Annotated in this window: 9 protein-coding genes; 8 read left to right on the forward strand and 1 reads right to left on the reverse strand. The window is 66.7% G+C overall.

From position 1 onward, the window contains the following. Positions 1-415 precede the first annotated feature (415 nt). Positions 416-1,357 carry a transposase gene (locus C5O79_RS15725; protein WP_046549995.1) on the forward strand — a complete coding sequence of 314 codons (942 nt, stop codon included), beginning with the start codon at positions 416-418 and terminating at the stop codon, positions 1,355-1,357. 121 nt (positions 1,358-1,478) lie between these two features. On the opposite strand, the gene C5O79_RS15730 is transcribed toward C5O79_RS15725, so the two are convergent. Continuing rightward, positions 1,479-3,005, reverse strand: coding sequence for a mannose-1-phosphate guanylyltransferase/mannose-6-phosphate isomerase (locus C5O79_RS15730; protein WP_046549994.1), 1,527 nt, complete (start codon positions 3,003-3,005; stop codon positions 1,479-1,481). A gap of 428 nt (positions 3,006-3,433) precedes the next feature. Here C5O79_RS15730 and C5O79_RS15735 point away from each other — a divergent pair, with 428 nt between their 5' ends. The 7 genes from C5O79_RS15735 to C5O79_RS15765 all read left to right on the forward strand — a co-directional run bounded on the left by C5O79_RS15735 (position 3,434) and on the right by C5O79_RS15765 (position 12,431). Next, a complete protein-coding gene (locus tag C5O79_RS15735) occupies positions 3,434-4,807 on the forward strand; it encodes an undecaprenyl-phosphate glucose phosphotransferase (protein WP_046550021.1) in 1,374 nt (457 codons plus the stop codon). 73 nt (positions 4,808-4,880) lie between these two features. Continuing rightward, on the forward strand, positions 4,881-6,293 hold the full coding sequence (locus C5O79_RS15740) for a UDP-glucose/GDP-mannose dehydrogenase family protein (protein WP_046549993.1): 1,413 nt from the start codon (positions 4,881-4,883) through the stop codon (positions 6,291-6,293). 30 nt (positions 6,294-6,323) lie between these two features. Beyond that, entirely contained in the window at positions 6,324-6,767 is a 444-nt protein-coding gene (locus C5O79_RS15745) for a low molecular weight protein-tyrosine-phosphatase (protein ID WP_027791027.1), read from the forward strand. Then, positions 6,761-7,939: a polysaccharide biosynthesis/export family protein gene (locus tag C5O79_RS15750; RefSeq protein ID WP_039345284.1), complete on the forward strand. Its 1,179-nt coding sequence runs from the start codon at positions 6,761-6,763 to the stop codon at positions 7,937-7,939. The genes C5O79_RS15745 and C5O79_RS15750 overlap by 7 nt, the downstream gene beginning before the upstream one ends. A 50-nt stretch (positions 7,940-7,989) precedes the next feature. Then, positions 7,990-10,215, forward strand: a complete 2,226-nt coding sequence (locus C5O79_RS15755; protein WP_046549992.1) for a polysaccharide biosynthesis tyrosine autokinase — start codon at positions 7,990-7,992, stop codon at positions 10,213-10,215. Positions 10,216-10,279: 64 nt separating this feature from the next. Beyond that, positions 10,280-11,239, forward strand: coding sequence for a glycosyltransferase family 2 protein (locus tag C5O79_RS15760; protein WP_122475213.1), 960 nt, complete (start codon positions 10,280-10,282; stop codon positions 11,237-11,239). Positions 11,240-11,282: 43 nt separating this feature from the next. Then, on the forward strand, positions 11,283-12,431 hold the full coding sequence (locus C5O79_RS15765) for a glycosyltransferase family 4 protein (RefSeq protein ID WP_122475215.1): 1,149 nt from the start codon (positions 11,283-11,285) through the stop codon (positions 12,429-12,431). Positions 12,432-12,437 lie beyond the last annotated feature (6 nt).

The raw sequence follows: 12,437 nt of genomic DNA on the forward strand, positions 1-12,437 counted from the left end.
TTGCCGGCAGGGGTCGGAGCAGCCCGAAAATGCCCATGAAAAGCCATTCCTCATACGCTGCGGAGCCCCGCCAGACGGGCCTTTGCAGCGACGGGCATAAAGATCCCGCAAAAAAATTCAAGCGTAAATACATTGCGCACCCGTGGCAGGTTGTTTCAGTGCGTAACATTAAGTCATTGTCATATTGAGATAAACCCTAGGGATGGTATGCTTCGTGCACAAAAATTCCCACATTGGAGTGAGACCGTGATTTGTGCGTCATTGCCGGGAATGTCGGCACCGTGAAAGTGCGGTGCCGCACCGGGATGCACAACTCCGGATAACCATAATGTGCAACCTGGCCGCCCTGCGACGCGATGTGTCGTGACGGCGCCGCCAATCGCAGCCCCGGCCTGGCTGCGTGGAGAGATCTACTATGTTCTTCGATGAGCTTACCGATGAAGAGTGGTTTCGTCTTTCAACGCTGATCGCCGATGAACCCATCCGGCTGAACCGCCGCGGGCGTCCGCGAGCCGAACCGCGCGTCGTTGCCAACGCGGTGCTCTGGATCCTGACGACCGGTGAAGCGTGGTCGAAGCTGCCCGGTCGCTATCCGTCCGGGCCGACGTGCCGCCGCCGCTACGAGGAGTGGCTCGCGTCCGGCACGCTGCTGCAGATGATCGACGTGCTGACCCAGTTCAGCGGGCGCACGTTCGCGTATATCCCGCCGCCGCCGGAGCCGGTCGTGCCCGCACGCCGTGCCGAGCCCGCGCCCGACAACGACCGCTTGCGCGGCGTGTTCTGGCAGAACCCCGAGTCGTGGCAATTGCCGGTCGCTCAGGCAAACGTTTGGGAGGGCGAGGGCGCGTCGATGAGCGCGAGGCCGGTCGACGAAGTCGTCGATCCGTCGGCCGCGTCGTTCGCGGTGCCCGGTGCGCCGTCTGCGGAGTTGCGCCATGCGCATGCGTCGTCGGCGAGCTTCGCCGCGGCCGAACCGCAAGTCGACAGCTATCGCGGCTATACGATCTGCGGCATCGCGCAGCCCGTGCAGAACCTGATGTATCGCGCGTGGGCCGAGATTACGCAGGACGACCGACGCGTCGAGCGCTCCGGCCTGATCGGCCCGCGCTTCACCGATGCCGAGGAAGCCGAGCAGTTCGCGCTCGACTGGGCGCGCCAGTGGATCGATCGCCATGGTGCGAGCGACGAACCGGCGCGCGAGCCGCAAGGCGAGGTGCTGGCCGGCTTGTCCGCACTTGCGCGTGCCGAGTCGGACATCCATCGCTTCATCGCCGAGCGCCATGCGGGTGCGCTGTCCGAAAGCCGCAACGATCCGGTGCAACCGGAGCGCCGCGAGTACGTGTACCGAGTCGGCTGATCGCCGACCCGCCGAGACGCGCGGGCCGTCGTGTGCCACGACGCCCGCGCGGAAGTCCCGTCTTTCCATGCCTGCGTTGCCGGGGCGCCGCTGTCGAAGCGGCGCCCCCTGTGCACGTGCGTTACTGCCGGCCGTAGGTATCGTCGAAGCGGACGATGTCGTCCTCGCCGAGATACGCGCCCGACTGCACTTCGATCAGCTCGAGCGGCATCTTGCCCGGGTTCTCCAGGCGGTGCGACACGCCGAGCGGGATATATGTCGATTCGTTTTCGGACAGCAGGAACGTTTCGTCGCCGCGCGTGATGCGCGCGGTGCCGCAGACGACGATCCAGTGCTCGGCGCGATGGTGATGCATCTGCAGCGACAGTTGCGCGCCCGGCTTCACGACGATGCGTTTCACCTGGAAGCGCTCGCCCATGTCGACCGAGTCGTAGTGGCCCCACGGGCGATGCACCTTGCGGTGATCGGTTGCTTCCGTGCCGCGTTGCGCCTTGATGCGCCCGACGATTTTCTTGACGTCCTGCACGCGCGACTTGTCCGCGACGAGCACGGCGTCCGGCGTTTCGACGACGACGAGGTTCTGCGTGCCCACGCAGGCGACGAGCCGGCTTTCCGAATGCGCGAACGTCGATTCCGCGCCCTCGAACAGCACGTGGCCGCGGCCGACGTTCTCGGCCTCGTCCTTCGGCGAGATCTGCCAGATCGCGTCCCACGAGCCGACGTCCGACCAGCCCGCGTCGAGCGGCACGACGACGCTCTCGCACAGTTGCGGCAGGCTCGCGAGCGGCTCCATCACCGCGTAGTCGATCGAGTTCGACGGCGACGCGGCGAACGCTTCGCGATCGATGCGGAAGAAATCGCCATCGGCCTTGCCCTGGGCGACGGCCTGTTCGCAGGCCGCGTAGATTGCCGGTTCGAGCTGGCGGATCGCCTTCAGCCAGACCGAGGCGCGAACGATGAAGATGCCGCTGTTCCACCAGTATTCGCCCGATGCGACGTACTGCTGAGCGAGTTCGAGATGCGGTTTCTCGACGAAGCGGTCGAGGCGGCGCACGTCGAGTTTGCCCGTGGCGGCGTCGCCGAGCGGCGCGCCGACGCGGATGTAGCCGAAGCCGGTTTCCGGGTGCTTCGGCACGATGCCCATCGTCGCGATCTTGCCTTGCATCGCGCAATGCACGCCGGCCGCGACGGCCGCGTGGAAGCGCGGCAGGTCGGCGACCGCATGGTCGGCCGGCATCACGGTCATCACCGCGTCGTTGCCGCCGGCGACCAGCCGAAACGCGGCGAGCGTCAGCGCGGGCGCGGTGTCGCGGCCGATCGGCTCGAGCATGATCGACGCCGATTTGCCGGTCAGCCGCAACTGCTCGGCGGTGGTGAAACGGTGATCCTCGCCGCATACGATCAGCACGTCGTCGTTCAGCGGATGGTCGGCCGCGAGGCCGTCGAGGCGCAGCGCGGTCGACTGCAGCAGCGAATGTTCGCCAAGCAGGCCGATCAGTTGTTTCGGGAAACGTTCGCGCGACATCGGCCACAGGCGCGTGCCGGACCCGCCGGCGAGAATCACCGGTTGCACGGCGACACGCGTGCCGGCGGCGGGCGCGGTGGAAGAAGAATGGCGCGTTTCGGCAGCCACGGCCGGAGCATTCATGAGGACACTCTCCACGGTTGAAGTCAGTGCCTGTCGTTGTAGCATGAAGTAAATCGACAATAAAACCGGATCCATTGCCGGATATTCGCCGCGCATTCATCTGGAAGAATTTTCCGCGCCAGCATCCGATGCAAATAAAAAAATAAAAAATAAATCGGTAAATAGGCTGCTCTTGACCGCCCGCAAAGGGTGAGCGGAAGTCGTAAAGCTTCCGAAATATTTCCGATTCATGGGAATTTCGGGAAAACGTGCCGAATTTATTCAAAAACATCGCAGCAATAATTTCCGATTATTTTTCGAAATACTTGTACGCTTGAGGCGACAATTTCTTACCGCTTCAATAGCGTCATGCAACGTTTGAATCGAATGCGCGGCACGGGTCGCGCAAGGAGCTGTTCGGCAAACGCCTGTTCAAAGAGGAAGCAGACATGTTGAGCGTGCTGGCGAGAGTCATCGATATCGCGATGGTCGTGACGGGGGCGCTGCTCGCCGCCGCGCTGCACGGTGGCGGCATCTGGCTCAACGACCTGCAGCGCACGATGATGCTGTTCGATTGCCTGCTCGTCGTCGTGTGCTTTCCCGCGTTCGGCATCTACCAGTCGTGGCGCGGCAAGCGTCTCGTCGGGCTGGTGGGGCGGGTTGCGTTCGCATGGCTGGTGGTCGAGCTGGCGGGCATCCTGTTGAGCTTCAGCTTTCATCAGTCGGGCGACCTGTCGCGACTGTGGCTGGGGTACTGGGCACTCGTGACGATGGCGCTGCTCGCGGGTTCGAAGGCCTGCGTGCACGTCGTGCTGCGGCAACTGCGCCGCGGCGGCTACAACCTGAAGGCGGTCGCGATCGTCGGCGGGACGCCGGCGGCGCGGCGGCTGATCGCCCAGATGCGGGCGCGGCCGGAAGCCGGTTTCAACCCGGTGTGCGTGTACGACGAAAGCGAAGCGCCGGGCGAAGTCGCGCTCGACGACGTGCGCATCGAGCGGCAGTTCGAATCGCTGGTGTGGCTGGTGCGCAGCCGCGCGATCAGCGAGCTGTGGCTCACGCTGCCGATCACGGAAGAGCGCCGGATTCACCAGATCGTGACGGTGTTCCGCCACGACTTCGTGAATATCCGCTTCATCCCGGACGTGCGCACGCTGTCGTTCTTCAACCAGGAAGTGGTCGAGGTGCTCGGCGTGCCGGCGATCAACCTCGCGGCGTCGCCGATCACCGACGTGCGGATTCTGCCGAAGTTCGTGTTCGACCGGGCGTTCGCGCTGGTGGCGCTCACGGGCCTCGCCCCGGTGATGCTGCTGATCGCGTGCCTGATCAAGCTGACGTCGCGCGGGCCGGTGTTCTTCCGCCAGAAGCGCAAGGGCATCGACGGGCACGAGTTCGAGATCTACAAGTTCCGCTCGATGAAGGTGCACGAGGAAGTGGCGGGGCAGGTCACGCAGGCGAAGAAGAACGATTCGCGCGTGACGCCGGTCGGCCGGTTCCTGCGCCGTACGAGCCTCGACGAGCTGCCGCAGTTCATCAATGTGCTGAAGGGCGAGATGTCGGTCGTCGGCCCGCGCCCGCATGCGCTCGCGCACGACGACATCTACAAGGATCTGGTCAAGGGCTACATGTTCCGCTACCGGATCAAGCCGGGCATCACCGGGTGGGCGCAGATCAACGGCTTTCGCGGCGAGACCGACCAGATCGAGAAGATGATGGGCCGCGTGAAGCTCGATCTGTACTACATGCAGAACTGGTCGTTCTGGCTCGACATCAAGATCGTCGTGCTGACGCTCTGGAAAGGCTTCACCGGCAGCAACGCGTACTGAGCACCGAGATCGCGCCACGCAGGCATTCCGGTTTTACGAATTTCGAATCATTGGTCAAGAGGTCCGACACATCATGAATCTGACTATCATCGGCAGCGGTTACGTAGGTCTTGTCACCGGCGCATGTCTCGCCGACATCGGGCACGACGTGTTCTGTCTCGACGTCGACCAGGCAAAGATCGACATCCTGAACAACGGCGGCGTGCCGATCCACGAGCCGGGCCTCAAGGAAGTGATCGCGCGCAACCGCTCGGCGGGCCGCCTGCGCTTCTCGACCGATATCGAGGCCGCGGTCGCGCACGGCGACGTGCAGTTCATCGCGGTCGGCACGCCGCCCGACGAGGACGGTTCGGCCGACCTGCAATACGTGCTGGCGGCAGCGCGCAACATCGGCCGCTACATGACGGGCTTCAAGGTGATCGTCGACAAGTCGACGGTGCCGGTCGGCACGGCCGAGCGCGTGCGCGCGGCGGTGGCGGAAGAGCTCGCGAAGCGCGGCGGCGACCAGATGTTCTCGGTCGTGTCGAATCCGGAATTCCTGAAGGAAGGCGCGGCGGTCGACGATTTCACGCGGCCGGACCGCATCGTGATCGGCTGCGACGACGACGTGCCGGGCGAGCGCGCCCGCGAGCTGATGAAGAAGCTCTACGCGCCGTTCAACCGCAACCACGAACGCACGCTGTACATGGACGTGCGCTCGGCCGAGTTCACGAAATACGCGGCGAACGCGATGCTCGCGACCCGCATCTCGTTCATGAACGAGCTGGCGAACCTCGCCGACCGTTTCGGCGCGGACATCGAGGCCGTGCGCCGCGGGATCGGCTCCGATCCGCGCATCGGCTATCACTTCCTGTACGCCGGCTGCGGCTACGGCGGCTCGTGCTTCCCGAAGGACGTCGAAGCGCTGATCCGTACGGCCGACGAGCACGGCCAGTCGCTGCAGATCCTGAAGGCCGTGTCGTCGGTCAACGCGACGCAAAAGCGCGTGCTGGCCGACAAGATCGTCGCGCGCTTTGGTGAAGATCTGACCGGCCGCACGTTCGCCATCTGGGGCCTCGCGTTCAAGCCGAACACCGACGACATGCGCGAAGCGCCGAGCCGCGAGCTGATCGCCGAGCTGCTGTCGCGCGGGGCGCGCATCGCCGCGTACGACCCGGTCGCGCAGGAGGAAGCGCGCCGCGTGATCGCGCTCGATCTCGCCGATCACCCGAGCTGGCTCGAGCGCCTGAGCTTCGTCGACGACGAGGCGCAGGCCGCGCGCGATGCCGACGCACTCGTGATCGTCACCGAATGGAAGATCTTCAAGAGCCCCGACTTCATCGCGCTCGGCCGCCTGTGGAAGACGCCCGTGATCTTCGACGGCCGCAACCTGTACGAGCCGGAGACGATGAGCGAGCAGGGCATCGAATACCACCCGATCGGCCGGCCGGGCTCGCGCCAGGCCGTCGCCGCCCGCGTGCCGGGCACCGCGCCCGCGAGCGCGTAACCCGTTTCCCGTCACTCGTTACGAGACGCCATGTTCCGGAACATCCTGATCGTCTGCCACGCGAACGTCTGCCGTAGCCCGGCGGCGGAAATGCTGTTCAAGTCGCACGCCGCGTCGCGCGGCGGCCCGCGCCCGACGTTCCACTCGGCGGGCGTGCATGCGAACGACGGCGACGGCATCGATCCGGTGATGCGTCAGTTGCTCGCCGAGCGGGGCGTCGATGCGACGACCCACCGCTCGCGGCGGCTGTCGCGCCGGATCGTGCGCGACGCCGACCTGATTCTCGTCAGCGAGCGCGGACAGATTGCGGCCGTCGAAAAGGTCGATCCGTTCGCGCGCGGCAAGGTCCACCTGCTCGGCAAGTGGGAAGGGGCAGAGATTGCCGATCCGCACGGCGGCCCCGAGGCCGATTACCGCGAGAGCTACTCACTGATCGAACGTCTGGTTCAAGGATGGCTACAGAAACTATGCTGAAACGCCCGATGCGCCCGGTGGCGCTTGCCGTCGCGCTGACGACTTTCCTGTCAGCCTGTGCAACCGCGCCCGGCAACTACCTCGACTCGTCGAACCTGAAGGACGAAGGCCGGCAGCAAGCGGCCGAAACCTATCCGGTTCATTACATCGACGCCAAAGTGGTGATGGACCAGCTGCAGAAGGCGCAGGTCGACCATCCGCTGCCGCCCGGACGTTACACCGATCCGTCGGAGTACGTGTACCGCGTCGGCCCGCAGGACATCCTCGGCGTCACCGTGTGGGACCACCCCGAGCTGACGACGCCGCAGGGCCAGTCGTTCTCGAGCGGCGGCAACACGACGCAGACGGTCGCGGGTGCGCTGCAGCAGCCGTATACGACCGCGCTGCCGGGCCAGGCCGATCCGTACGGCCAGACGGTCGCCGCCGACGGCACGATCTTCTTCCCGTTCGTCGGCCGCATCAAGGTGGCCGGCAAGACGGTCGCGCAGATCCGCGAGCAGATGGCCACCACGCTGTCGCGCTACGTGAAGAATCCGCAGCTCGACGTGCGCGTGCTGTCGTTCCGCAGCCAGAAGGTGCAGGTGACGGGCGAGGTGAAGCAGCCGGGCCCGCTCGCGGTGAGCGACGTGCCGCTGACGCTCGTCGACGCGATCTCGCGCTCGGGCGGCTCGACCAACGAGGCCGACCTGCAGCGCGTGCGCCTGACGCGCGACGGCAAGCTCTACACGCTCGACGCGAACGGCGTGCTCGATCGCGGCGAGGTGAAGCAGAACGTGATGCTGCAGCCGGGCGACATCATCAACGTGCCGGACCGCAGCGACAGCCGTGTGTTCATCATGGGCGAGGTCAAGACGCCGGTCACGGTGCCGATGCTCAAGGGCCGCCTGAGCATCGCCGACGCGCTGACCGCGGGTGGCGGCATCCTCGACACCGATGCGAACCCGCGCAAGATCTACGTGATGCGCGGAATGCGCGACAACCCGACGAAGCCTGAAGTGTTCCGCCTCGACATGACGCAGCCGGACGCGCTGATGCTGTCGAGCCGCTTCCCGCTTCAACCGCTCGACGTCGTCTACGTCAGCACGGCCAGCTCGGTGCAGTTCAACCGTGTGCTGCAGCAGGTCCTGCCGACGATCCAGACGATCTTCTACATGCGGCAAATCACGCGCTGATAGCCCGCCGGGGCGGCGCCCGCCCCCCGGCACCACTCAAGCGGGAACGAATGGTGAACACGCAAGCGAAACACTCCTACGCGGATCTGTCCGCGAAAACCGAGGAAGAGGACGTCGTCCTCGGCCAGCTGCTCCAGGTGATCATGGACGACATCTGGCTGCTGCTCGGTATCGCGGTCACGGTCGTCGCGCTCGCCGGCCTCTACTGCTACATCGCGAAGCCGGTCTACCAGGCCGACGTGCACGTGCGGGTCGAGGGCAACGACAACACGTCGCAGGCGCTCACGCAGACGCAGACGGGCGCGATGATCAACAGCGGCCCGCAGCAGGCGCCGACCGACGCGGAAATCGAGATCATCAAGAGCCGCGGCGTGGTCGCGCCGGTGGTCGAGCAATTCAAGCTGAATTTCTCGGTCGTGCCGAAGACGCTGCCGGTGATCGGCGGTGTCGCCGCGCGCATCGCGACGCCCGGTGTACCGGCGAAGCCGTGGCTCGGCCTGAAGTCGTACGCATGGGGCGGTGAAGTGGCCGACGTCGATTCGATCAGCGTCGTGCCCGCGCTCGAGGGCAAGAAGCTGACGCTGACGGCCGGCCCGAACGGCACCTATTCGGTCGTCGACCAGAACGGCATGCGGCTGCTGTCGGGCCAGGTCGGCGAAGCGGCGCAGGGCGGCGGCGTGACGCTGCTCGTGTCGAAGCTCGTCGCGCGCCCCGGTACGCAGTTCACGGTGGTCCGCTACAACGATCTCGATGCGATCAGCGGCTTCCAGACCGGCATCCAGGTGACCGAGCAGGGCAAGCAGACGGGCGTCGTGCAGATCTCGCTCGAAGGCAAGGACCCGGACCAGACCGCCGCGATCGCGAACGCGCTCGCGCAGTCGTACCTGAACCAGCACGTGGTCGCGAAGCAGGCCGAAGCGACCAAGATGCTCGACTTCCTGAAGGGCGAGGAGCCGCGCCTGAAGGCCGACCTCGAACGCGCGGAAGCCGCGCTGACGCAGTACCAGCGCACGTCGGGCTCGATCAACGCGAGCGACGAGGCGAAGGTCTACCTCGAGGGCAGCGTGCAGTACGAGCAGCAGATCGCCGCGCAGCGCCTGCAGCTCGCGTCGCTCGCGCAGCGTTTCACCGATTCGCATCCGATGGTGATCGCCGCGAAGCAGCAGCTCGCGGAGCTGCAGGGCGAGAAGGACAAGTTCAGCAACCGCTTCCGCAGCCTGCCGGCCACCGAAGTGAAGGCCGTCCAGCTGCAGCGCGACGCGAAGGTTGCCGAGGACATCTATGTGCTGCTGCTGAACCGCGTGCAGGAGCTGTCGGTGCAGAAGGCCGGCACGGGCGGCAACATCCACCTCGTCGATTCGGCGCTGCGTCCGGGCGATCCGGTCAAGCCGAAGAAGGTGCTGATCCTGTCGGCCGCCGTGTTCCTCGGGCTGATTCTCGGCACGGGCGTCGTGTTCCTGCGCCGCAACATGTTCCAGGGCATCGAGGATCCCGACCGCATCGAGCGCGCGTTCAACCTGCCGCTGTACGGGCTGGTGCCGCAAAGCGCCGAGCAGGTGAAGCTCGATGCGCAGGCCGAGAAGAGCGGCAGCCGTACCCGTCCGATCCTCGCGAGCCTGCGTCCGAAGGATCTCAGCGTCGAGAGCCTGCGCAGCCTGCGCACCGCGATGCAGTTCGCGATGATGGATGCGAAGAACCGCGTGATCGTGCTGACGGGCCCGACGCCGGGCATCGGCAAGAGCTTCCTGACGGTCAACCTCGCGGTGCTGCTCGCGCATTCTGGCAAGCGTGTGCTGCTGATCGACGCCGACATGCGTCGCGGCCTGCTCGACCGCTACTTCGGCCTCACGTCGCAGCCGGGCCTGTCCGAGCTGCTGAGCGACCAGTCGGCGCTCGAGGATGCCGTGCGCGAGACGCCGGTGCAGGGCCTGTCGTTCATCTCGGCCGGCACGCGCCCGCCGAACCCGTCGGAGCTGCTGATGTCGACGCGCCTGCCGCAATACCTCGAAGGGCTCGGCAAGCGCTACGACGTCGTGCTGATCGATTCGCCGCCGGTGCTGGCGGTGACCGACGCGACCATCATCGGCCGCATGGCCGGCTCGACGTTCCTCGTGCTGCGCTCGGGCATGCATACCGAAGGCGAGATCGCCGACGCGATCAAGCGCCTGCGCACCGCCGGCGTCGACCTGGAAGGCGGGATCTTCAACGGCGTGCCGCCGAAGGCGCGCGGCTACGGCCGCGGCTATGCGGCCGTGCATGAATACCTGAGCGCCTGATCCGCATCGCACGTAACCGGACGGGCAGCGCGTGTTGCCCGCCCGGCCGACAGGAGAATCAACGATGAAAATTTCCGTGCTCGTTCCGACTTTTCGGCGTCCCGCCGACCTCGCGCGCTGCCTGCTGGCGCTGCAGCGGCAGCATCGGCTGCCCGACGAGGTGATCGTCGTCGCGCGCCCGGAGGATGACGCCACGCACGAACGGCTCGCCGATCCGGCGGTCGGCGGCGCGCTGCCGCTGCGCATCGTGTCGGTCGACGTGCCGGGCCAGGTCGCCGCGCTGAACAAGGGGCTCGACTCGGCGAACGGCGACATCGTCGCGATCACCGACGACGACGCGGCGCCGCATCCCGACTGGCTCGCGCGCGTCGAGTCGGTGTTCGAAGCCGATCCGCGCGTGGGCGCGGTCGGCGGGCGCGACTGGGTGCACGAGAAGGGCCGCGTGCTCGACGAATCGCGCGAACGCGTCGGCCAGCTCACGCTGTCCGGCAAGATCGTCGGCAACCATCATCTCGGCGTCGGCGGCCTGCGCGAAGTCGACATGCTGAAAGGCGCGAACATGAGCTACCGCCGCGCCGCGATCGAGCGGCTGCGCTTCGACACGCGGCTGCGCGGCGCCGGCGCGCAGGTGCACAACGACATGGGTTTCAGCATGCGTGTGCAGCGCGACGGCTGGAAGCTCGTCTACGACCCGGCGATCGCGGTCGATCATTTCCCGGCCGAGCGCTTCGACGACGACCGGCGCGATGCCGCGTCGCTGAATGCGATCAGCAACGGCGCGTACAACATGCACCTGATCCTGCGCGAGCATCTGCCGCCCCTCCGGCGCGAGATCGCGTGGTGGTGGTGGACGCTGGTCGGCACGCGCGTCTATCCGGGCCTCGCGCACGTGCTGCTGTCGCTGCATACGGCGCAGCGCGAGCGGATCCGCGAGCACTGGCGCGCGGTGCGCCGCGGTGCGCGTGATGCCCGCCGCGCGAACCTTGCCCCCCATCGTGCGGCGATGCCGCCGGTGACGTCTTGAACGGCTTGTGCGCCTCGCGCGCGGCCACCCACGGAGGGCTCGCATGACTGCAACGAAAGCTGCAACCAACGTCCACGTTCACCTGTTTTACGGCGCCGATCCGCGTACCTACCGGAAAGGCGAGAACATCGGCTGCCTGTACGGCTATCACCATGCCGAATCCGACGAATTCCGGCTGACCTATTCGCAGGACGGCGGCGAGAGCCGTGTCGCGAGCCTCGCGCGCCGCGCGCTGAAGGCGGCGCTCGGCTTCGACGTCGTGCATGCGTGGCGCAACCGCGCCGCGCTGCTGAACGCCGACGTGATCTGGACGCACACGGAACAGGAGCATCTCGCCGCTTCGCTGATCCTGAAGCTGGCCGGCGAGCAGGGCAAGCGCCCGCTGCTGCTCGCGCAGAGCGTATGGCTGTTCGACAAGTGGAACAGCTTCGGCGGCCCGCGCCGCTGGCTGTACCGCAAGCTGATCGCGCGCGCCGACGCGCTGACCACGCTGGCCCGCGACAACGCCGACCTGTGCCGCCGCTATCTCGGCCGCGACGCCGAGTTCGTCTACTACGGGCTGAACACGCAGGACTTCCCGATCACCGAGCCGCTGCAATGGCAACCGAACCGGCCGCTGCGGATCGCGGCGATCGGCAACGACCGCGACCGCGACTGGCGCACGTTCCTCGCCGCGTTCGGCGGCGACGAGCGCTACGACGTGCGGCTCGCGACGCGCCGCCGCGTGCCGCGCGAGTGGCATGCGCCGAACGTGAAGATCGGCTCGGCATCGGGGCTCGCGAAACAGCACGAGCTGTACGCGTGGGCCGACGTGATCGTCGTGCCGCTGCGGCCGAACTTCCATGCGTCGGGCATCACGGTGATGCTCGAGGCGGCCGCCGTCGGCAAGCCGATGATCGTGTCGGACGTCGGCGGGCTCAGCGACTACTTCCCGCACGATACGGCCGCCTATGTGCCGGCGTTCGACGCGCAGGCGATGCGCCAGGCCGCCGATCGCTTCGCGGCCGATCCGGTCGGGGCGCTTGCGTGCGCGCAGACCGCCGCCGCATGCCTGCGCGATCGCGACCTGACCACACAGGCGTTCGCCGAGCAGCACGTGCGGATCACGCGCGACATGCTGCGTCGGCGCCGCACGCCGGCTGCCGCGGGCCTGGCGATGCCGCTCGCGGATTCGCGCCCGTCGTCGCGGTGAGAGCGG

The sequence above is a fragment of the Burkholderia sp. SRS-25 genome (assembly GCF_004343765.1).
Classification (GTDB): domain Bacteria; phylum Pseudomonadota; class Gammaproteobacteria; order Burkholderiales; family Burkholderiaceae; genus Burkholderia; species Burkholderia contaminans.